The following is a 20948-nucleotide window of genomic DNA, read 5'->3' as shown; positions in this document are numbered from 1 at the left end:
GCTAGGCCGGAGGTCATCGGCGCGCCAAGACTTTCGCCGACCCGCTCTGTCTTGTCAGTGCGACCGCGTGGTGGATGCGATTGCGGCACATCAACGGTTTTGGACGACACCGCTTCCCACGACGACGGCCAACTCCGGCACTCCGCGACGGCGGTCGATCACGCACCGCAATACGCATGCATTACCATCGGCTAGCTGTGCGTGCGGAAATCGAGATGGTCGCGCTGCCCGAGGGGCGGGTGACGCTGTCGGATCGGCGGACCCAGCGCAGTTGGGCAGTCGAGGTGGCGGGGTTTCGGTTGGGTGCGTTTTCGATAACTCGAGCGCAGTATGAGCAGGTCACCGGTGCGGTGCCGAGTGCGGCTCGGGGTGATCGGCTGCCGGTCGAGGGTGTCTCGTGGTTCGATGCGATCCGATTCTGCAATGGCTTGTCACTGGATGCGGGTTTGCCGCCCGCGTATCGCGTGCACGACGACGAGGTCGAGTGGGATGCCGACAGCGACGGGTACCGGCTGCCGACCGAGGCCGAGTGGGAGTACGCGTGCCGGGCGGGCACTTCGGGACCGCGATATGGCGCGCTCGACGAAGTCGCCTGGTATCGCGGGAATTCCGCGGAGCATGTGCACGAGGTCGGCGGCAAGCTGCCCAACGCATGGGGCCTGTACGACATGCTCGGCAATGTATGGGATTGGTGCTGGGACATTTACGACGCCGAGGTGTACGACTCGTATCGGGTGCTGCGGGGCGGCGGCTGGTCCGATGAGAAGTGGAGCTGCCGGGCCTCGGTGCGACGGCGCAGCCATCCGACCTACCGGATCGACGATGTCGGATTCCGTGTCGCGCGTTCGATATCCGGGTCAGACGCCTTATCGCCTGCGGCCCAGTAACTTCGGCAACTTGCGCCTGCCGCGCGCGTCGAGCGCGCGCATCAATCCGGAGATCACCCGCACGCGCGCACGCGAGGCCGGATACCAGATCAACTCGCGCCTCGTCGCCGGTCCCCGCGGCACCGTAATCGCTTGCTGGCGACAGTATTTCCGGATTCCGGCGGCACCGCCCCACCGCGCACCGACCCCGGAATCCTTCCACCCGCCCATCGGCAGTGCGAAGCTGAACAGATTCGCGAAGGCGTCGTTGATATTGACCGCACCCGCTTCCAGCCGCCGTGCCACTCGCTCGCCGCGCTTGCGGTCCGCGGTCCACACGGTGGCCGAGAGCCCGTAGACCGAATCATTGGCCAGGCGCACCGCCTCGTCCTCGTCGGCGACCTTCAGCACCGGAATGGTCGGACCGAATGTCTCCTCGGTGATGCACGCCATCGAATGGTCCACATCCACCAGCACGGTCGGTTCGAAGAAGGTGCCGACCCCGGTCGCCTTCCCGCCGGTGGTGATCCGCGCGCCCGCGGCCACGGCCTGTTCGACGTGACGTGCCACGATATCGCGTTGGGCCTCGGTCGCCATCGCGCCGATATCGAAGCCGAATCCGCGCCCGTCGTGGCCCTGTCGCAACTTGCGCACCTGTTCGGTCAGGCTGGTCACGAACTCGTCGTAGACCGGGGCCTCGACATACACCCGCTCGATCGACACACAGACCTGCCCGGAATTGAACAGACCGCCATAGGCGATGCCCGCAGCTGCCCGCTCGATATCGGCGTCCGCGAGCACGATCGCCGGATCCTTGCCGCCGAGTTCCAGACTGTACGGGGTCAGGGTCGCGCCGCAGGCGGCGGCGATCGCCTTACCGGTCTTGGTCGACCCGGTGAACTGCACATAATCGACCGCCTCGACGACCGCACGTCCGGTATCCCCGCGCCCGGTCGCGACCGCGAAGATCGGTGGCGCACCGATCTCGGCCCACCCCCGCGCCAGCGCGACCGCACTCAACGGCGTGACCTCCGACGGCTTGACCAGCACCGCGGCACCGGCCATCAGCGCGGGCAGCGCGTCGAAGCACACATTCAGCAGCGGAAAGTTCCACGGCGTAATGACCCCGACCACCGGATGCGGCCGATAGGTCTTGATCAGTCGCTTGGTCCGGCCGAGCGGATTATGTGGCGCCGGGTGCTCGTCGAGCAGGAATTTCGCCGCATTGCGCGCCCAGTATTTGATCAGATCGACGGCGGCGGGCACCTCGATCTCCGCGTCGTAGCGGGTCTTGCCGGTTTCGGATTGGACCACATCGGTGAGCTCGTCGGAATTATCGATCAGCCAATCCTGCAGCCGAAACAGCCATTCGGCCCGCTTATCCGGACCGATCGCCTCCCATTCCGGCTGGAACAGGCGCAATTCGCGCACCGTCGCGGCCACCGCCGCACTCGATTCGTCGGGCACCCGGCCGGTCACGCTGCCGTCGGCCGGATTGTGTACCTCGATCTCGACCCGCTGTTGCGCCGTACTCACCCGGCTCACCTCCTGTGCAGTACCTCGCCCTCCAGCGTGGCATTTCCGCCGCCGTGGCACCGGGTGTTCCGATTTTCCTGCGATGAAGAAGAAATGATTGATACGTTCCGCCAATAGCGAGACCGGACCGGCTTCGACGAGGATGCAGTTCAGTGTTCGATTGGGATCTACTGCGTACAACCTCCAGCGTGCATGTGTTGATGCAATTGGCGCAGGAACGCGGCATGTCGCCGGAAGCCTGTCTCGAGGGCACGAGACTAGTGCCCGATGCGGTGCGCGATTCCGATGCCGAGGTGACGGCACGTCAAGAGGTACGCATCGTGCGGAATCTGCTCGCGCGATTCGGCGCTGAACCCGGATTGGGTGTCGAGGCCGGGAACCGCTATCACTTATCGCTGTACGGGCCGTGGGGGCTGGCGCTGCTGAGCAGTCGTACCGTGCGCGAGGTGATCGAGGTTTCACTGCGCTATGTCGATCTGGCCTTCGTATTCGGCCGGTTGACCTTCGAGGAGGGACCGGCCGAGTCGCGGCTCGTCTTCGACGATTCGGAGATACCGGAGGATGTGCGCGCCTTCCTGACCGAGCGCGTCATCACCGGTATCCAATCCATCGGCCGGGAGCGGTTCGCCGCCGGTGTGCCCGCCACCCGGCTCAGCTTCCGCCATCGGGCTCCGACGGATACGACGCGCTACCGCAACGTCTTCGGTGTCGAGCCGGAATTCGACGCGGCGGTCAACGAATTGGCCTTCGACAGTGCCTATCTCGATATCGCGCTGCCGCAGGCCAACGAATGGGCGCGCGGGACATGCGAACAACTGTGCCGCGATCTGCTCACCGCGCGCCGCGCCCGCACCGGTGTCGCCGCCGCGGTGCGTGACCTGCTGGTCCGCAATCCGGGGCAGATTCCGGACCAAATCGCCGTCGCCGCAGCACTTTTCATGAGCCCGCGCACGCTGTCTCGCCGGCTGCGCGAAGAGGGCACCTCCTTCCGCAACCTGCTCGACGAAGTCCGCCAGATGATGTCGGAGGAACTGCTCAGCCATACCGATATGACCACCGAACAGGTCGCCGCCCGCCTCGGCTACGCCGAGGCCGCGTCCTTCATCCGCGCCTTCCGCCGCTGGCAAGGCTGCCCGCCCCAGGAATTCCGAGCCCGCACCCCCCTCGTGGGAACCAGGTGAACCCTCGACCATGCGCTGGTGGCGACAAACGTCGAGAGCGGACTTACCTCAGTGCATTGTCGCCTCGGCGTTGGCGTGGATGATGGCGGAAAGCCAGGGGGTCAGGCCGGGGGCGAGGGTGTTGTAGAAGGTGGTGTGGTCGGGGGTGGTGAGGTAGGTGCGGGCTATGCAGAGGTGCATGGCAGGAGGGCAGTCGAAATAGGTGTCGATGGAGGCTCGGTGGCGTTCGGCGAGGGTGTTGGCTTCGGCGCTGCCGGGGAGTACTCCGGCGCGGTAGGCGGCGGCCAGGTCGGTGTTGAGTGCGTCGACGGTGGCGGCGATCTGTTGCCAGTCCTCGGCGGTTCTTTGCGCGGCGCGTTCGGCGTACTGGGCCCACTGGGCGGTATCACCCCAGCGCTCGTGGGCCTCCGCGGTCCAGTTGGGTTGCCAGTGCTCGCCGAAGATCTCGATCTGTTCCTCGGCGGAGAGCAGGATTCCGGACGCCCTGGCTTCGATCATGCGGTCCATGCCATCGGCCATCTGTTGCAGGCGGGCGGCGCGCTCGCGGAGCTCGTCGCGCTGGCGGCGCAGCGACGAGGTCGCATCGGTGGCAGGTGCGTCCAGGACCGTCTTGATCTCATCGAGGGGTACGCCCAGCTCACGGTAGATGAGCACCCGATGGATGCGGGCGAGGTCCGCGCTCGTATAGAGCCGGTACCCCGCGTCGGTGCGCTCGGTCGGGCACACGAGTCCGATCGCATCCCAGTGATGGAGCGTTCGGATCGTGACACCCATTTGCGCGGCGGTCGCACCGACGGTGCGACCGGCATCGGCCTGATCAGTCACACCGTCCAGTTTGACAGGCACGCTCACGGCCCCTCGATCCCGATGGACCGCAACTGCTCGGCCTCGGCACTGTTCGGATCGTACGGGCGCGCCGCGGTCATGATCACCCGCGTGTTGTCCGGCGTACCGACCTCCAGATCCACCGTATTCCACGGCATCGGCCGTGGCCCCGATGTGCAACCGGGCAGCAGCTGCTCACACGCGGCCGCGATCTCGTCGAGCTGGCTCAGCACGCAGGCGAAGCTCACGCTCAGCTCGGTTGCCGCCGCGGCCTGGTCAGCGGATACGAGCAGGACGTCCTGGAATGCCCAGCGCCGCAGGTGGGTGAGTCGGCCGGGGACAGAGAACAGATCGAAGAAGCCGAGGCCGCGCGTCCAGAAGTCCACCGACGCGGCCAGATCGGCCGTAGGCACCGTGACGAACATCGGCATCCCGTAGATGCCGCGGAAAAGTTCCGGCGGCACAGCGTCGAAGGCTGGTACGGGAACCGGACTGATATCGAATGCTGGGTAGTTTTCGCTCACCGGCACATCGTCGAGCCTGACGTAACGTCAGGGTCAAATCACGGCTCGCCGGACCGAGATGGGCGAGAACCGATCGACGAAAGTCGCTAGGCCGCACGGAAGAACAGGTAGTCGAACAGCGCCAGAATCCGGTCGATGCCGAATTCATCGGGTTGGTCGAGCACCAGGCGCGCCGCTGTTTGGATGGTGCCCTGTACGAGCTGGGCCAACACATCCGGATCCACGCCATCGGCATCGGGCTGCCGCGCCAGCCACCGCCCGAGTGCCTGTCGCAGCGGCGCGCGCAATTCGTCGCGAGCCGCGGCAACCCTTTTCCGCAGGACCGGCGGTACACCATCGATCGGGAAATACACCAGCCGCCAGGTGTCGGGCATCGAGCAGACTTCGGTGAGGAAGTGCCCGAGCATCGCGGGCAGCTGTTCCGGTGCGGCGGAACCGAAGTCGGGTGTCGTGGCGGTATCGGCGACCGAGCGGGCCACCGCCGCCGCCATCCGGGCGGTCTCGCGTTCGATGAGCGCCTCGAGCAGTTCGTCGCGGCTGCCGAATGAGTCGTAGACGACCGGCCTGGTCACCCCGCCGCGCTCGGCGACGGCGGCGATGCTGACACTGGTGAACCCTTCTTGCGACACAAGACGCAATGCCGCGTCGAGTAGTTGTTCACGTCGGTCGGCAGGCTGAAGCCGCTTGGCGTACTTGCGTTTAGCCGGTCCAGGTGCCGGTTGCCTATGGGGCGCTGCTTGTTTCGCGTCAACCATGGCTAGTTCTCCCCGACTCCGGCGGCGACGACCGTCCGACGTGCCAACCAGCGCAATGTCTTGGATACCGCCTCGCGCCGTTGCGCGCCGTCTGCGGCGAGCACAAGTCGGGCACTGGTCTCGCTCGCACTGATCACCGCGTGGCTCAACAACTCCTCGTCCATCTCTCGCTCGGTGAGCGCGGCCATCAGCGCGAGCACCGCTCGACTGCGCGCCCGCAAGGCCTCGCGGGCGCGGTCGACTCGTTCGTGCGCGGTGTCGGGCAACCCGTCGCCGGGCATGAGCACGAAACGCCAGCTCTGCGGTGCGGCCGAGACGAGGTCGAGAAAGATATCGACGGCATCGGCGGAGACGTCCGCGGCGATCGCGGCCAGGTCCGCGCCGTCCTCGAAGACCGGAGTCGCCGCGGACGCCATGGCCAGTACCCGTTCTTCCTCGCGATCGAGCAGTGCCTCGAATAGCTCGTCCCGATCACCGAATTCGGCGTACAAGCCGGGTCGGGTGATGCCCGCCGCTCGCGCGATCGCATGCATACTGGCGCCCGCGTAGCCCTCGCGCACGATCAGATCCCGTGCCGCGTCGAGAATGTCGTCGCGTCGTGTTGACAATTACCCTCCAACGTCGGCTGACGGACACCTGTTTCAGATTTGCTTCCGGCGGGTCAGTGTACGCATTTCGCTCGCGTGCGCTGCCGATTCGACTTCCCAGCTCACGCGAATCTCGTACCGCCGCAAGGGGTGCGTTGAATTTGATTCCGTCGTATTCGATGCCGGTGCCGTTCGGAGTGGTCGTCAGGGGTTGGATCCGAGACGGGGCGGCAATGTCTGCGATGCCACCTTCGCCGGTACGCGCATCGAACGGATCGGTGCCCCACGGCTGCGCATCCTGCCATGCGCGGTGGGGATGTCGAAGCAGGCGCGGTCGCGGTCGAGGTGGGCCGGATTCGCCTCGTCGGACAGCGGCCGGTGCATCACCACTGCTGCTCACGGTCACAAGGCGCTGATGCCGCCACCCGTGGCATGCTCGTCTTATAGGCGATTTCCGACCGGAAGGCGGGTGCGATGCCCGGACCAGTGCCATGACCGAGACCGTGTGGTACGCGTCGTACGGCTCGAATATGCATCTGAGCCGCCTGCGCTGCTACCTCGCCGGCGGCACACCCGACGGCGGCGCGATCACGCTCCCCGGCTGCCGCCACGGGGCCGAACCGCTGCGCTCGGTACCGCTCACGCTCCCCGGCCTGCAATATTTCGCCACCGAATCGCTGACCTGGACCGGCGGGCGCGCCTTCTACGATCCCGACGCCGCCGGTGAAACCGCCGCCCGCGCCCACCTGGTCACTATCGAACAGTTCTGCGATATCGCCGCCCAGGAGATGTACCGGACCCCCGGCACCGACCTGGACCTGCGCGAGGCGATCACCCACGGCCGTCTGAGGCTCGGTCCCGGTCGCTACGAAACCCTGGTCTGCACCGACACTTTCGAAGGACGTCCGGTCCTCACCATTACCGCCCCTTGGCGCTATACCGACCTCCCGGGCAACCCACCTTCGGCCGCTTATATACGCCACCTCGCCGCAGGCCTGACCGAATCCCACGCCTGGACAGTCGAAGAGATCGCCACCTACATCGCCACCCGCCCCGGCGCGGACCTCGGCTGGACCGCCGCGACCATCGCCAGCCTGCTGGGTCGGGACACGTGAATGGACGCTCAGCAGATCGAGTACGTGGACTCGACGAATAGCACGGTGGCGCTCGCGGACGACCGCAGGAATTCCGACCGCGCCAATTCACTGTCCCAGCCGATGATTTCGGGGATCGGCGCATCGTCATTGCGCGCCTTGGTGATGTCCAGCGCCATAGACCAGTGCTGTACCGCAATTCGCCTGCACACCACCACGGCGGGTGTAAGAATCACCCGATGAGCCTGGGTGCGGGCAATATGTTGCTCGAAGGGGATGTGGGGCACCTACGAATACTGGTGGCCTCGCCGCTGGGGCGGGTCATCGAGCCGGCACTGAAACAAGCGTTCGCCGGTTCGACCATCGCGGTCGCCCTGGACCGACAGGCCGTGCGTCGCGAGGTCGTGCACCAGGTCCGCTTCGATGTGGTGATCACCGACCTGATCTGGAACGATCCGGCGCTGGAGTACGGCTTCGACGGCCTGGATGTGCTGGATATGCTGGGTTCGGCGCATCGCCGGGCCGCGGTGCTGATGGCGGCGCAGGGGCACAGCACGGAGCGCGACCATCGGGACGAAGCATTGCTCAGGTCTTCGGAATTGGCCGGTTTCTACTCGAAATCCTCTGGCGTACCGGCATTGTTGGAGGCGATCGCCGCGGCGGCGACCGGACGACGGCCGCGTCTCGAGCCGCCACCGGCAACGCCGCCCCCGCTGTATCGGCTGTTCCAGGGACAGCGCGGTGCGACCGCCGCGCGGCTGGCCGGAGCCATTGCCGCGGGCCGCGCCACCGACGCCGTCACCCTCGCCAGGGCCGCTCGGGTCGGTCTCAATACCGCCAATAAGGTGGCCAGCGTCTATATCGGGCCGATCGTGCTCGAACGCGGCGAGCACGATCCCGAATTGCCGCTGACCGCCAATGCGATCTATCGGTGGTGTGGCGTGCACGCGCATTACCTGCTCAGTTGGTGCCGCCGCAACGGTCACGACGACGTACTCACGGCTGACCCATCGAGCATCAGTTCGTCGAGGGCTACCCGATAGCGCCCGGGCAGGTCACCACCGCATGCGACCAAACGCGCGGCGAGTGCGCCGACGGCACCCGCCATGGTCGCCGCGGTACCTGGCTACTCCCCACCGACGTGGCCGAATGGGCCCACTCCCAAGCACATTCACGTAGATCTGCGCGTCGAAGATCTGGATATCGGTGTATTCCGTTGCCGCCCTTGGGACCCCGGTCCTAGTTGTCCGCGATGCGCAGGATTTCGTCGACGATCAGGTCGGGTTCGGTGAACATGATGAGGTGACCCGAGCGCTCGGCCTCGACCAGTCGGCCCCTGGGTAAGGCGGCGGCGGTGCGGCGGTGGGCGGCGGTCAGCGCGGTTCGGGTGGTCTTGTCGAGACGCGGGAGTTTCGTGCCGGTGATGACGCTGACATCCACGCCGTCGAGTTCGTGCGGCTGGTCGCGGAGATTTCGCAGACCCGCGCTGAACTGGTCCTGTTCGGCGATCATGGTGCGCGCGGCACGCGGGGTGAAATCCTCGGCACGGTGGTCGGCGGCGACATCGGCGGGCTGCTTGCCGCCGATCCGGCTGCCGAGCAGACGGTAGAGGCCGGAGCGGGCCAGCTTGGGCAACAGGACGCGGGTCATCGCGTACCGCTTCTGCGCCGAAGGCAGGAAATACATTTCGCAGTTCTCGTCGCTCTGATCGACCAGCACGATTCCCCGGATGCGGGTCGGATTCGCGGTCGCGGCGACGCGGACGATCGGGCCACCCCAACTGTGGCCGACGAGAATGACGGGCCCCTCCCCCAACTCCGCCAAGACCGCGGCGAGGTCGTCGGCCATCCGGGCGAGGGTGCGTGGGTTCGGATCGTCATCGCTGCGGCCGGTTCCGGCGCGGTCGTAGACAACGGCGCGTACGCGCTCGGCCACAACCGGCTGCACCAGGCCCCAGATCGACCGGGAGAAACCCATACCCGATTCGAAAACGACGGTCGGCCCACCGGTTCCGCGCACCATGTAGTGCAGTCGACGGCCATCGGAGGTGGTCGCGAATGCGCTCGTACCGAAGGTGTGCTCCTGCCCGAGGGCCTGCTCCGTCACTGTGCCCAACCAACCTTTTCTAGCCCTGCGAGCCACGGTGGCCCGATAACAGGACTAGACAACTTCGGCCGGTGGCGCAACAGCCTCGATTTCCCCGCCGCAGACCGGAGCCCGCGGCGGGGCCGCGAAACCGGTTGGTATCAGCTCAGTTTCAGCGAACGACCGATGATTTCCTTCATGATTTCGGTGGTGCCGCCGTAGATGGTCTGCACGCGGGCGTCCATGTAGGCCTTGGCGATCGGGTATTCCTTCATGTAGCCGTAGCCGCCATGCAGCTGCAGGCAGCGGTCGATGAGGTAGAGCTGTTCCTCGGTGCTCCACCACTTGGCCATGGCCGCGTCCTCGACGGACAGCTTGCCCGCGTTGAGGTCATCGATGAAGCGGTCTACCAGGACGCGGACGGCGGTGGTCTTGGTGGCCAGTTCGGCCAGCACGAAGCGAGTGTTCTGCAGGGCGCCGATCGGCTTGCCGAAGGCCTTGCGGTCGCGCACGTACTGGATGGTCATCTCCAGGCAGGCTTCCATGGCCGCGGCCGCCATGACGGCAATGGACATGCGCTCCTGCGGCAGATTGTTCATCAGGTGGATGAAGCCCATGCCCTCGGTGCCGAGCAGGTTCTTTCCCGGGACGCGGACATCGGTGAAGCTCAGCTCGGCGGTGTCCTGGGCCTTGAGGCCGAGCTTGTCGAGGTTGCGGCCACGCTCGAAGCCGGGCATACCGCGCTCCACGACGAGCAGGCTGAAGCCCATCGCGCCCTTGTCCGGATCGGTCTGGGCGACCACGATGACGATATCGGAATTGATGCCGTTGGTGATAAAGGTCTTGGCGCCGTTGAGGATCCAGTCGTCGCCGTCGCGGACCGCGCGGGTCTTGATGCCCTGGAGGTCGGAGCCGGTGCCCGGTTCGGTCATCGCGATCGCGGTGATGATCTCGCCGGAACAGAATCCGGGCAGCCAGCGCTGCTTCTGCTCATCGTTGGCGAGTTCGAGCAGATAAGGGGCGATCACATCGTTGTGCAGGGCGAAGCCGAGACCGGAGTACTGACCGCGCACCGACTCCTCGGCGACGATCGCGTTGTAGCGGAAGTCCTCGACCCCGCCGCCGCCGTACTCCTCTGGCATGGCCATGCCGAGGAATCCCTGTTTACCGGCCTCGAGCCAGACCTCGCGGTCGACAATGCCCTGCTCTTCCCACTTCGCATGATTCGGCGCGACGTGCTGATCGAGAAACTTGCGGAACGACTCCCGGAACAGCTCGTGTTCGGGCTCGAACAGTGTGCGCTCCACGCCAACCTCCTAATAACCCCACGGCCGGTCCACACCGACCCGTCGTTCCTCCCTACGTTACCCGCAACAAGAACCCCCGTTCACTTCACACCCCAAAACCGCACCACCCAGGACGCGCGCAGCGGCGAGAATGCGCTCATGGAGGTTCGCTCTCGACGTTTGCCCGCACCATTACGTGGTGATCATCGGTGCCATTGCGAGGTGAGCAGTCAGCCGGACTCGATGACCGGATCGGCGACGTGGCCGCAGACGCGAGTAAGCCACCTGATGCGACTGGAAATCCCACCCGAACTGCCGCTACAGCGGCCATTCGCACTCTCGTTCCAGCCATTCGGCCAAGGCGGGGAGAGCGATCGGAAAATAGCTGAGAGCAGACTCAGAACAGACTGCGCAGGCGACCGAACAGGGTGCGACCCGGATCACGGTCACGCTCGCTGAACAGGAACTTCAGTTCCTCCTCCAGCTCCTTGCGCACCACGTCGCGCAATTCCACTGCGGCAGCGTGCTTATCGGGCGCATCGCGCCACGGCGTCGGATCGATGGGCGCACCGGCGGAAAAATAGAAGCGCTCGGGACGCGGGATCCCGGTCGGGCCGACGCCGCGGATCAGCGGCGGGGTCAGGTCCCGGTTCAAGCCCAGCGCCTCGACGGCCCAGCGCAGCGGTCGCATGACCGGATGGTCGCCGTCGAAAACGATGTCGTAGGCGTCGTCGACGCCGATCATCGCCACCGGCACGATCGGCGCGCCCGCCTCGATCGCCATATGCGCGAACCCGGAGCGTCCCTCCCATTTGAGGATGTACTTCTCGTTCTTGCGGCGCACCGCTTCTCGACCGCCGCCTGGGAATACGATGACGGCCTCGCCGCGGGCCAACAGCGCCAGACAGTTGCGCCGGTTGCCGCGCACCGTGCCGAAGTGGTGCAGCAGCTGACGGATACCGGGCACATTGATGAGCACATTCTCGGCCAGCCCGCGGATCAGTCGACCGCGCCTGCGCAGCACCTCGGGCAGCAACAGCGGGGCGTCGATACCGCCCATCAGATTGTGATTGCCGACCAGCAGCACCGGCCCCTGCGCCGGAATGTTCTCCAAGCCGTAGAACCGCGGACTCGTCCACGCGCGCAGCGGCGCGAGCAGGGTGTCGAGCACCCGAATATCGGTGTCGGTGAGCGAAACCGACAGTGGCGCACCGTCACTCAGCGCCGGGGCGGCGACCGACGAATCACCGGAGCGCCGATCACCCGAATCGGCCGAACCGGAGTGGTCATGCGACATTTAACCCTCCTGATGTCGATTCGATGACGATAGCGCAACGAATTCGCCTATGTCGCACCGGATGTGCGAGGCATGCGCGACCGACCGGCCGGTTCGTGAAGGCATCGGAGTCAGGCGAAACCATTGGCTTCGGGCGAACCCGTGCCGTTCGTCTCGGACGAACCACCGGCATGCGCATACTGTGACAGCGCCGCCGCCAGCGCGTGCGGGACGCGGGCGTGCACCCTGGTGCCGCCCTCCTCGTGCTCGGAGGAGGTGATGCGACCGTCCGCATGGATGCGGGCGAGCAGATCGCCACGGGTGTAAGGCAGCAGCACGCTGATCTCGACGTCGAGGCCGCCGAGCACCTCGGCGAGGCGCTCACGCAGTTCGGTGATGCCGGTCCCCTTGTGCGCGGAGACATAGGAGGCGTCGGGCAGCATCGCGCGCAGCCGCGTGAGCTCGACCGGGTCGACCGCATCGATCTTGTTGACCACCAACAGCTCCGGCGGCGCCGGTGACCCCGATTGCTTGATCACATCGGTGATCACCTCACGGACCGCCTTGATCTGTTCGGCGGGCAGCGCGTCGGAACCGTCCACGACGTGCAGCAGCAGATCCGCGCCCGTGACCTCCTCCAAGGTGGACCGGAAGGCCTCGACCAACTGAGTCGGCAGATGCCGCACGAATCCGACGGTATCGGTGAAGACGACCTCGCGTCCGTCGTCCAGTTCGGCGCGGCGGGTGGTCGGATCCAGGGTCGCGAACAGTGCGTCCTGGACCAGCAGGCCCGCACCGGTCAGTGCGTTCATCAGGCTGGATTTGCCCGCATTGGTGTAGCCGACGATGGCGACCGACGGGATGCCGCTGGAGGTGCGGCGGGCCCGCTTGGTATCGCGCGCGGTCTTCATTTCCCGAATCTCACGGCGCAACTTGGCCATTCGCTCGCGAATGCGGCGGCGATCGGTTTCGATCTTGGTCTCACCGGGACCACGCAGACCCACACCGCCGCCGTTGCCGCCCGCGCGACCACCGGCCTGCCGGGACATGGACTCACCCCAACCGCGCAGCCGCGGCAGCATGTATTCCATCTGGGCCAGCGATACCTGCGCCTTGCCCTCGCTGGAGGTGGCGTGCTGGGCGAAGATATCCAGGATCAGGGCGGTCCGGTCGATCACCTTGACCTTGACGACCTTCTCCAGCGCGGTCAGCTGCGCCGGGGTCAGTTCACCGTCGCAGATCACGGTATCGGCACCGGATTCGAGTACCACCGCGCGCAGTTCGTCGGCCTTGCCGGAACCGATATAAGTGGCCGGATCCGGCTTGTCGCGACGCTGGATCAGTCCTTCGAGCACCTCCGAGCCCGCGGTCTCGGCGAGCGCGGCCAGTTCGGCCATGCTCGCCTCGGCCTGCGTCGCGGTGCCGGTGGTCCAGACCCCGACCAGCACCACCCGCTCCAGTCGCAGCTGCCGGTACTCGACCTCGGTGATATCGGTGAGCTCGGTCGACAGACCAGCGACCCGCCGCAGCGAGGAGCGTTCGTCGAGCTGCATCTCGCCGACCGTGGGGTCGGCGGTCCACCCGGACCGCCGCATCCGCGCGGCGTGCTCGGCGACTACATCGCCGGTGTCTTCCGTCGTGTCCTCGACGGCCTCGACGTGGTCGTTGTCATCGGCGGCCGGAGTGAATTCAAAAGTCTTCGATTTCGTCATACATCCTCCATGCTGCCACGACTGCTCACCGATGCGCATTCGGTTATCCCTGGACACCGCCCACACCCGGTCATCATGGCTTGCACAGACGAGAGGTATCAGCACTCAGCTCGGCGAATGCGACGACCACCAGTTCTCGGCAATCCGCCCCGTCGCGACCAGCACCGACGGTCCGCGCAACCAAGCCGCGCCCGCGGCGAGGCGGACGGTGACCTCGCCGCCGAGCACTCGCACGCGCACCTCGCCGGTATCGCTGGCGATGTGGAAACCGTCGGCGGCCAAGGCGGCCGCCGCGGCGGCGACGGTTCCGGTTCCGCAGGAACGAGTTTCGCCGACACCGCGCTCGTAGACGCGCATGTCGACCGCGCCGTCCGCCAGTCCGGTCAGGATCTCGACATTCACACCCTGCGGGAACAGGTCCGGGTCGAAGCCGGGAGCGACGTTGAGATCGAGCTTGGCGAGCGCGTCCGCCGACATGCTCGCATCGACGCAGGCCAGGTGCGGATTCCCGACATCGATGCCGATGCCGGGCAGCGCCCAGCCACCGATGGTCGCGGTCGAGGAACCGAGTTCGCGAACGATGCCCATCCCGACGGTAACCTCGCCATTGGCCGGACCACCGGAATGCACCGTGACCGGCCGTGCCCCCGCCCGACTGCCGACGACGTACTCCGTACGCGATTCCAGCCCCTCAGCCGCCAGGTAGTGCGCGAAAACCCGCACCCCGTTGCCACACATCTCGGCGATCGAGCCGTCGGCATTGCGGTAGTCCATGAACCAGTCGGTATCGGCGATGCCTTCGGGAATCTCGGCGAGCACACCCGCCTCCCGCAGCGCACCCGCGCGCGCCACCCGCAGCACACCGTCTGCGCCGAGTCCGCGGCGACGATCGCACAGCGCGGCGATCCGCTCCGGCGTCAGGTCCAGCCGGACCTCCGGATCGGGCAGCACCACGAAATCGTTCTCGGTGCCGTGGCCCTTGGTGAACTCGATATCCGACACGTCGCGCATTCTCCCGCCTTATCGTCCTCGAACCAACGTACGGCGCTGCCGCGAAATTTCGTACAGCGCGACCGCGGCGGCCGAGGGCGCACCGAGCGAGCTGGCGGTGCCGCCCATCGGGATATAGACCATATCGTCACAGGCCTGCTGCCACGCCGCGCTCATACCGCTGGTCTCATTGCCGACCACCAGAATGGTGGCTTCGGCGAAGTCGTAGTCGAAGACCGCGTCCGTGCCGTTCTCATCGGTGCCGACAATGCGGGTCGGAATGCCGCGCTGGATCTGCCGGTCACGGAATTCGAGCACCTGCGCGGGCCCGGCGGCGCGGAAGATCGGCATGGCGAACAGGGAACCCGTTGAGGCGCGGACTGCCTGCGGATCGTATTGGTCGGCCCCGTGACCGGTCACGATGATTCCGCTGGCGCCGAACGCGTCGGCGGAGCGGATGAGCGTGCCGAGATTGCCCGGCGAGTTGGGTCGGTCGAAAACCACCACAACCGGTGGCGCGGCAGCACCGGGTTCACCGGGTTCGAAGGTGTCGAGCTCGGCTTGCCTTGATATCGCGACCGCCACCAATTCGGGTATGCCGCTGGACTTTTCGCCGAGTTCGGCCATCAGTTCCGGCACCAGGCCGACCTGCGGCACGCCGCTGGCCTCCAGTAGTTCGCGCGCCCAACTCGACAGTTCCGGCGCGCCGAGACGGTAGAGCATCGTCTCCAGCGGCCAGTCGTTGCCGATCGCCTGGGTGATCGGGCGCACGCCCTGCACCAGGAAGCGGCCGTCGCGGTGGCGCTTGGTCCGGTTGTTCAGATACGCCTGCCACACCTGGACCGAGGCGTTGCGGGTGCTCACACGACGTGTCACTGCGGGATCCGTTCCTTCTCGAGCAGGGACAACGCGGTCGCGACCAGATCGGGATCGGCGCCGTCCACCCACCGCACCCTGGGATCGCGGCGGAACCACGAGCGCTGCCGCCGGACATAGCGCCGGGTGCCGATCAGGGTGCGTTCCTGCGCGTGGTTCAGGTCGTATTCGTTGTCCAGATACGACAGGACTTGTGCGTAGCCGATCGCCCGGCGCGCCGTGACACCGTCGCGCAGACCCTTATCGATCAGTCCGCGCACCTCGTCGACCAGACCGGCCCCGAACATCAGCGCGGTGCGCCGTTCGATGCGCGCGTCGAGTTCGGCGGTCTCGCGGTCCACGCCGATGATCACGGTGTCCCAGCGCGGTTTTCCGATGACCGGAGCCGAGGCCGCGAACGGCCGGCCGGTGAGCTCCACGACCTCGAGCGCACGCACCATGCGGCGGCCATCGGTGGGCAGGATGGTCGCCGCGGCAGCCGGGTCGGCCGCTTTCAATGCCTCGTGCACGGCACCGACGCCGCGCTCGGCGAGCAGCGTCTCCCAGCGTGCGCGGACGGTCGGATCGGTGGCCGGAAATTCCCAATCATCGAGCAGCGCTTGGACATACATCATCGAGCCGCCGACGATGATCGGTGTGCGGCCACGCGCCATGATCTCGCGCACGTCCACGCTGGCCGCGGCCTGATAGGCGGCGACGGTGGCGGTTTCGGTCACCTCGAGTACATCGAGCTGGTGATGCGGGATGTCTCGGCGTTCGGCGGGCAGGAGTTTCGCGGTGCCGACGTCCATGCCGCGATAGAGCTGCATCGCATCGATATTCACGATCTCGCCGCCGAGTCGTTCGGCGAGATCGAGGCCGAGATCGGATTTGCCGGTGGCGGTGGGACCGACGACGGCGATCGGCTTCAGCACCGATCACCTCCCGATGCGCGCCAGACGCTCACCTGATACCCGACGCCGAATGGGGCGTCGCTGTACAGGGTTTCGACGGATGGGGCGACCGGATCGGCGGCGAAAAGTCCGGCGAGCACCTGATAGGCCGCCCGGCCGGACAGCACGAGTTCGGCACACAAGTCGGGATCCAGAGCGAGCAGCCCGGCGGTATCGCCTTGGGCCAGTGCGCGATCCAGTTCACGCTGCACATCGGGGGCGCGCTCGTCGAGGTATCCCGGCGCCTTGCGGGTCAGGGTCGCCGCGCCGTCCGCGACGACGAGAACGCCCGCCTGCTCGGGCACATCGTCCAGGGCGATGCGCAACCGCGCGCCGATTCGAGCGCACTCGTCAGCGGGGGTTTCCGCGGCGACGATGGTCGTCGCGGCCACTGCCTCCGGTGCGACCCGGCCGCGCAACCACCCGGCGATCAGAGCGGGCAGCGGCTGCTGCGGATCCGCTGCGCCGGGGGTGTGTCGGGATCGCGACAATGCGTCCGCCGAAAGCCCGACCCGCACGTCCGCACCGAAACCGCGGAAGGTGCCGACGGCATCCGGTCCGAGGACCTGCGCGGCCGCGCCTACACCGACGACGGTCCAGTGCCGAGTCGTCGCGGCCAACGCGCCGACCGCGGTGAGTGCGGCCGCCCGCAACACGGCGGTCGCGTCATCGGAATCCGACCCGGCCGCGTTCGCGACAGCGCCGCAGAGCTCGGGCACCAGGATCGGCGGCGACGGGACCAGAGCCGCAATGGAGAACACGCCGTAACCGTAGTCGTTCGCCGAATGCGCGATCCACGGCACCGTCGCGGCGTCCGCAACCTCGGGGTTCGAGTGTCTGTGCCGCAAACTCGGCCGAGATTGATAGTGTTCGAGGTGCTACAACCCAGGTCATCACGGGTTGATTTCCCTGGGAATCATCAGTCGGAGGGCATTGATCGATGGTTTACAGGGCTCGGACCGGGTTCAATGGAGTGAGCTAGGGCGTAACCAGGCAGCCGTGACGCGCGGCAGGGACGAGGAGCTATGAGCGAGAGCAACGGAACGGCGAAAGCGACCCCCGGCAGCACGCCGCGCCCCTCGGATTCCCCGAAGGCCGCCGTGCCTAAACCTTCCGCCGCCCCGAAACCAACCGCGGCCCCCAAACCGGGCGGGTCGGCGGCCCATCCCAAGCCACATGCGGTCAAACCGGCCCCCGGACCCGCCGCGCAGCAGCATCCGCATCCCGTCGTCGTCCCGACCGTCAGCGATCCGAGCGTCTGGGGTCGCGTCGATGACGACGGCACCGCGTGGGTCAAGACCGCCGAGGGCGAGCGCGTCGTCGGATCCTGGCAGGCCGGTGACGCCGCCGAGGGACTGGCGCATTTCGGCCGACGGTTCGACGATCTGGCCACCGAGGTGGCGCTGCTCGAGGCGCGGCTGGCGGCCGGGGCGGATGCCCGCAAGACCAAGGCGGCGGCGGTCGCCATCGCCGAATCGCTGCCAACCGCGGCGGTCATCGGCGATGTCGAGGGGCTGGCCCGGCGACTGCAGGCCATTGCCGAACACTCCGAAGAAGCGGCGGCGCACGCCAAGGAGGAGAAGGAAAAGGCCAGGCACGAGCACACCGAGCGTAAGGAAGCGCTGTGCGCCGAGGCCGAGAAGATCGCCACCGAATCCACCCAGTGGAAGGCCGCGGGCGATCGGCTGCGCGAAATCCTGGACGAATGGAAGTCCATCCGCGGCGTGGACCGCAAGGTCGACGACGCGCTGTGGAAGCGCTACTCCAAGGCGCGTGAGGCGTTCAACCGCCGCCGTGGCGCTCACTTCGCCGAACTCGATCGCGAGCGCGCCGCGGCGAAGTCACGCAAGGAAGAACTCTGCGTGCGCGCCGAGGAACTGTCCGGCTCCACCGACTGGGTCGGCACGGCCGGTGTGTTCCGCGATCTGCTCGCCGAATGGAAGGCCGCTGGCCGGGCGCCGCGCGAGGCCGACGAGGCCCTGTGGCGGCGTTTCAAGAGCGCACAGGACGTCTTCTTCGCCGCACGCAATGCCGCCGTCTCCGAGCGCGACGCCGAATTCGAGCAGAACGCCGCCGCCAAGGAAGAACTGCTGCGCGCCTACGAACACATCGATCCGGCCGCCGGTCTGGACGCCGCCCGCGCCGCCCTGCGCGAACTCCAGGACAAATGGGACGCGATCGGCAAGGTCCCGCGCGAACGCATCCAGGAACTCGAAGGCAAACTCCGCACCATCGAAAAGCGCGTCCGTGACGCGGTCGACGCGCAATGGCGCCGCACCGATCCCGAGGCCATGGCCCGTGCCGCCCAATTCCGCGAGCGCGTCGCCCAATTCGAAGAGCAAGCCGCCAAAGCAACCGCCGCAGGCAAAAAGCGCGATGCGGAGAAGGCGTTGGAGCAGGCCAAGCAGTGGCGCGAATGGGCCGAAGCCGCAGAGGGTGCGGTCAGCAACCGCTGACCCAGTAGCGCCATGCGCAGGTGGGCAGCGCACCGACTGGTCGCAGAGCGCGTTGACGAACTCGGATGCGAGCATCTGGCTGTCCATAGGACTCGCCTCGCGGAGGCCCCGAGGGGTCACAGAGCTCGTTGGCGAACTCAAATGCGACCATCTGGCCGTCGATAGGGCTCGCCTCGTGGAGGCGAGACAGTGTGCATAAGGCCCGCGAGAGGCCAGCACCATGGATCGAGCACCCGCAAGCGCCTCGGGGGCGATCAAGCTGAGCGCCCAGTAGACCAACGGATCTGATGCTCAGCACCGTCGCGCCCGAATCATGCCGCCGCACCACCCGCGTGGTCGGAACCGCCATGCTGGCTGGCAGCGCAGCAGCACTGATGTAGCGGCGCGTGGAGTCGAACTCCGCAGGCACAGACACCGTGAGCTCGAGCCGATCACCACGAATCGCCCAGCCGCAACGGATCTGGTGCGCGACATGGGTGCGCTATGGACCGTGCGCCGAACTGCGGGCCAGGACAGCCGCATTCTCACTGAGGCGCGGTCCGGCCGCGGACACGCAACGGTGGAACGCCCGAGGTGTCCCGCGCGACGTTGCGTAAGGTGCGCAGGCAGGTCAGAAAGAGTCGAGCCGACTCTCGTCAGCGCATGTGTGCTGCCGGATCGAGGTTTCAGCCGTTTTGTCGTGAAAGGTGTTCGCGTGCGCTGAGTGGGTCAGGAGTCGCCGGTGAGGCGGCGGCGGTCACGTTCTTCGGCGGCGGCTGCGGCGTTGCGGCGCTGTTCCTCGGCGGCGAGTTGCAGGGCGGTGCGGCTCCAGACGACACGGATCCAGTGGAAGGTCAGGACGATGATGGCGATGGCGCCGAGGATGAGGCCGATACCGGGGCCCGCGCCGTGGTAGTTGCCGAGGCCAGGGGTCTGACGGTGCCAGATCGAGAAGACGCCGAAGACGCTGCCGATGGCGGAACCGGCGACCGCGATCCAGGCGAGCACCCAGCGGCGAGTCATCAGCGCGAGCAGCGAGAACCCGATGCCGAAGAGCACGGCGAACCAGACGAAGATCCGCGACGGCAGACCGATGTGCTCGGCTCGCGCGGCATCCGTACCGAGCAGCACATCGAACCCCCTGGCACCACCCGCATGCGATAGCACCAGCGAAAACAGCAGCAGGAAAACCGCACCCGCGACCACCATCGCGCGCACCCCGGGGTCGATTTCCCCCGCGATGCGCCGCTCGACGGCATCGAGTTCGTCCTTGAACTGCTCGAAGTCATTACTGCTCTCGACGGAGTTCACTGCGCCCGCGTCTCCTTCGGCTGATCCCTGCTCCGCTGCCAAATCCGCATTTACTGTGCCATCACCGCCCCCGTCCCCCGCACCCACCCCACTACGTCCGGTAGTACTCGCAACCTCCGCACCCGATCGCGAGTCCGCGCCGCCCTCGGCCGCATTCGAGGCACTATCGGGATCGCCCGCACGCACCCCATCGCCCCCAAGCGAATCGACCTCGGGCGAGCTCGACGCCACCTCGCTGCGTTCACCGCTCATCGCGGCACTCGCGCCTGCACGCTCCTCGCGATCAGCCTGCGCGCCGCCCGAATCCGGCTCGCCCGAACTCGCCCCGGATTCGCGACCCGCTACCCCGTCGGCACGCGTCCCGCCATCCGCTTCCGCACCGACCGAATCCGATTCCCGCGCACTCCTGCCAGACGCATCGGACACACGACCGGACTGGTGACCCGCTCCCTCGGCAGCACGCACCCGACGATCCGCTTCGGCACCGACCGAATCCGATTCCCGCGCACCCCTGCCAGACGCATCGGACACACGACCGGACTGGTGACCCGCTCCCTCGGCAGCACGCACCCGACGATCCGCTTCGGCACCAACCGAATCCGGCTCGGAGGATGCTCCAGAAGCATCGGGGGCGGGACTCGATCCCCCAGTACGAGTCAGGTCATCGTCACCAGGCC

At 66.9% G+C, this 20948-nt stretch carries 20 protein-coding genes; 5 read left to right on the top strand and 15 right to left on the bottom strand.

Annotated elements, in window-relative coordinates:
* The first annotated feature begins 215 nt into the window (after positions 1 to 215).
* A complete protein-coding gene (locus tag ACQP1T_RS13755; RefSeq protein ID WP_433762196.1) occupies positions 216 to 887 on the top strand; it encodes a formylglycine-generating enzyme family protein in 672 nt (223 codons plus the stop codon).
* Here the strand turns inward: ACQP1T_RS13755 and ACQP1T_RS13750 are convergent.
* The gene (locus ACQP1T_RS13750) at positions 867 to 2411 is read right to left on the bottom strand and encodes an aldehyde dehydrogenase family protein (protein WP_433760466.1); all 1545 of its coding nucleotides are present in this window, start codon (positions 2409 to 2411) and stop codon (positions 867 to 869) included. The two genes, ACQP1T_RS13755 and ACQP1T_RS13750, sit on opposite strands and share 21 nt — an antisense overlap.
* A gap of 143 nt (positions 2412 to 2554) precedes the next feature.
* Between ACQP1T_RS13750 and ACQP1T_RS13745 the strand changes: the two genes are divergently transcribed.
* Complete coding sequence (locus ACQP1T_RS13745) at positions 2555 to 3583, top strand: AraC family transcriptional regulator (RefSeq protein WP_433760465.1); 1029 nt, start codon at positions 2555 to 2557, stop codon at positions 3581 to 3583.
* A 48-nt stretch (positions 3584 to 3631) separates the two neighbouring features.
* Here the strand turns inward: ACQP1T_RS13745 and ACQP1T_RS13740 are convergent, their stop codons facing one another.
* The 4 genes from ACQP1T_RS13740 to ACQP1T_RS13725 all read right to left on the bottom strand — a co-directional run bounded on the left by ACQP1T_RS13740 (position 3632) and on the right by ACQP1T_RS13725 (position 6295).
* Positions 3632 to 4408: a MerR family transcriptional regulator gene (locus tag ACQP1T_RS13740; protein ID WP_433760463.1), complete on the bottom strand. Its 777-nt coding sequence runs from the start codon at positions 4406 to 4408 to the stop codon at positions 3632 to 3634.
* A gap of 23 nt (positions 4409 to 4431) precedes the next feature.
* Positions 4432 to 4932 carry a VOC family protein gene (locus tag ACQP1T_RS13735; RefSeq protein WP_433760461.1) on the bottom strand — a complete coding sequence of 167 codons (501 nt, stop codon included), beginning with the start codon at positions 4930 to 4932 and terminating at the stop codon, positions 4432 to 4434.
* Positions 4933 to 5018: 86 nt separating this feature from the next.
* Complete coding sequence (locus tag ACQP1T_RS13730) at positions 5019 to 5687, bottom strand: TetR/AcrR family transcriptional regulator (protein ID WP_433760459.1); 669 nt, start codon at positions 5685 to 5687, stop codon at positions 5019 to 5021.
* A gap of 2 nt (positions 5688 to 5689) precedes the next feature.
* On the bottom strand, positions 5690 to 6295 hold the full coding sequence (locus ACQP1T_RS13725; RefSeq protein ID WP_433760457.1) for a TetR/AcrR family transcriptional regulator: 606 nt from the start codon (positions 6293 to 6295) through the stop codon (positions 5690 to 5692).
* Positions 6296 to 6765: 470 nt separating this feature from the next.
* Here ACQP1T_RS13725 and ACQP1T_RS13720 point away from each other — a divergent pair, with 470 nt between their 5' ends.
* Complete coding sequence (locus tag ACQP1T_RS13720) at positions 6766 to 7389, top strand: histone deacetylase (RefSeq protein ID WP_433760455.1); 624 nt, start codon at positions 6766 to 6768, stop codon at positions 7387 to 7389.
* A gap of 8 nt (positions 7390 to 7397) precedes the next feature.
* On the opposite strand, the gene ACQP1T_RS13715 is transcribed toward ACQP1T_RS13720, so the two are convergent.
* Entirely contained in the window at positions 7398 to 7604 is a 207-nt protein-coding gene (locus tag ACQP1T_RS13715; RefSeq protein WP_433760454.1) for a hypothetical protein, read from the bottom strand.
* Positions 7605 to 7607: 3 nt separating this feature from the next.
* Here ACQP1T_RS13715 and ACQP1T_RS13710 point away from each other — a divergent pair, with 3 nt between their 5' ends.
* Positions 7608 to 8411, top strand: a complete 804-nt coding sequence (locus ACQP1T_RS13710; protein WP_433760452.1) for a response regulator — start codon at positions 7608 to 7610, stop codon at positions 8409 to 8411.
* Between the two features lie 196 nt (positions 8412 to 8607).
* Here ACQP1T_RS13710 and ACQP1T_RS13705 read toward each other — a convergent pair whose 3' ends face one another.
* The 8 genes from ACQP1T_RS13705 to ACQP1T_RS13670 all read right to left on the bottom strand — a co-directional run bounded on the left by ACQP1T_RS13705 (position 8608) and on the right by ACQP1T_RS13670 (position 17286).
* A complete protein-coding gene (locus tag ACQP1T_RS13705; protein WP_433760450.1) occupies positions 8608 to 9474 on the bottom strand; it encodes an alpha/beta fold hydrolase in 867 nt (288 codons plus the stop codon).
* Between the two features lie 140 nt (positions 9475 to 9614).
* Positions 9615 to 10760: an acyl-CoA dehydrogenase family protein gene (locus tag ACQP1T_RS13700; protein WP_433760449.1), complete on the bottom strand. Its 1146-nt coding sequence runs from the start codon at positions 10758 to 10760 to the stop codon at positions 9615 to 9617.
* A 376-nt stretch (positions 10761 to 11136) separates the two neighbouring features.
* The gene (locus ACQP1T_RS13695; RefSeq protein WP_433760447.1) at positions 11137 to 12036 is read right to left on the bottom strand and encodes a lysophospholipid acyltransferase family protein; all 900 of its coding nucleotides are present in this window, start codon (positions 12034 to 12036) and stop codon (positions 11137 to 11139) included.
* Positions 12037 to 12146: 110 nt separating this feature from the next.
* Positions 12147 to 13610 (bottom strand): GTPase HflX, encoded by a 1464-nt coding sequence (gene hflX / locus ACQP1T_RS13690; protein WP_433762194.1) that lies wholly within the window; start codon positions 13608 to 13610, stop codon positions 12147 to 12149.
* 222 nt (positions 13611 to 13832) lie between these two features.
* Positions 13833 to 14720 carry a diaminopimelate epimerase gene (gene dapF / locus ACQP1T_RS13685; RefSeq protein WP_433762193.1) on the bottom strand — a complete coding sequence of 296 codons (888 nt, stop codon included), beginning with the start codon at positions 14718 to 14720 and terminating at the stop codon, positions 13833 to 13835.
* A 27-nt stretch (positions 14721 to 14747) separates the two neighbouring features.
* Positions 14748 to 15593, bottom strand: a complete 846-nt coding sequence (locus tag ACQP1T_RS13680) for a TrmH family RNA methyltransferase (RefSeq protein ID WP_433760445.1) — start codon at positions 15591 to 15593, stop codon at positions 14748 to 14750.
* Positions 15590 to 16507 carry a tRNA (adenosine(37)-N6)-dimethylallyltransferase MiaA gene (gene miaA, locus ACQP1T_RS13675; RefSeq protein ID WP_433760444.1) on the bottom strand — a complete coding sequence of 306 codons (918 nt, stop codon included), beginning with the start codon at positions 16505 to 16507 and terminating at the stop codon, positions 15590 to 15592. The genes ACQP1T_RS13680 and miaA overlap by 4 nt, the downstream gene beginning before the upstream one ends.
* A complete protein-coding gene (locus ACQP1T_RS13670) occupies positions 16501 to 17286 on the bottom strand; it encodes a hypothetical protein (RefSeq protein ID WP_433760443.1) in 786 nt (261 codons plus the stop codon). The genes miaA and ACQP1T_RS13670 overlap by 7 nt, the downstream gene beginning before the upstream one ends.
* A 264-nt stretch (positions 17287 to 17550) precedes the next feature.
* Between ACQP1T_RS13670 and ACQP1T_RS13665 the strand changes: the two genes are divergently transcribed.
* Positions 17551 to 18981, top strand: coding sequence for a DUF349 domain-containing protein (locus ACQP1T_RS13665; RefSeq protein WP_433760442.1), 1431 nt, complete (start codon positions 17551 to 17553; stop codon positions 18979 to 18981).
* A 708-nt stretch (positions 18982 to 19689) separates the two neighbouring features.
* Here the strand turns inward: ACQP1T_RS13665 and ACQP1T_RS13660 are convergent.
* A complete protein-coding gene (locus ACQP1T_RS13660) occupies positions 19690 to 20271 on the bottom strand; it encodes an Rv2732c family membrane protein (RefSeq protein ID WP_433760441.1) in 582 nt (193 codons plus the stop codon).
* Positions 20272 to 20948: the final 677 nt, after the last annotated feature.

This window comes from Nocardia sp. CA-135398 (assembly GCF_050955845.1).
Lineage (GTDB): Bacteria > Actinomycetota > Actinomycetes > Mycobacteriales > Mycobacteriaceae > Nocardia.
The sequence above is the reverse complement of the archived record's forward strand: the minus strand, read 5'-3'. Positions and strand labels throughout refer to the sequence as shown.

What these genes read in the sequence shown, in the direction of transcription:
- ACQP1T_RS13755 (WP_433762196.1), top strand. Translation starts at nt 216, where the DNA reads ATGGTCGCGCTGCCCGAGGGGCGGGTGACGCTGTCGGATCGGCGGACC.
- ACQP1T_RS13730 (WP_433760459.1), bottom strand. Translation starts at nt 5,687, where the DNA reads ATGGTTGACGCGAAACAAGCAGCGCCCCATAGGCAACCGGCACCTGGA.
- ACQP1T_RS13720 (WP_433760455.1), top strand. Translation starts at nt 6,766, where the DNA reads ATGACCGAGACCGTGTGGTACGCGTCGTACGGCTCGAATATGCATCTG.
- ACQP1T_RS13710 (WP_433760452.1), top strand. Translation starts at nt 7,608, where the DNA reads ATGAGCCTGGGTGCGGGCAATATGTTGCTCGAAGGGGATGTGGGGCAC.
- ACQP1T_RS13695 (WP_433760447.1), bottom strand. Translation starts at nt 12,036, where the DNA reads ATGTCGCATGACCACTCCGGTTCGGCCGATTCGGGTGATCGGCGCTCC.
- hflX (WP_433762194.1), bottom strand. Translation starts at nt 13,610, where the DNA reads ATGCGGCGGTCCGGGTGGACCGCCGACCCCACGGTCGGCGAGATGCAG.
- ACQP1T_RS13665 (WP_433760442.1), top strand. Translation starts at nt 17,551, where the DNA reads ATGAGCGAGAGCAACGGAACGGCGAAAGCGACCCCCGGCAGCACGCCG.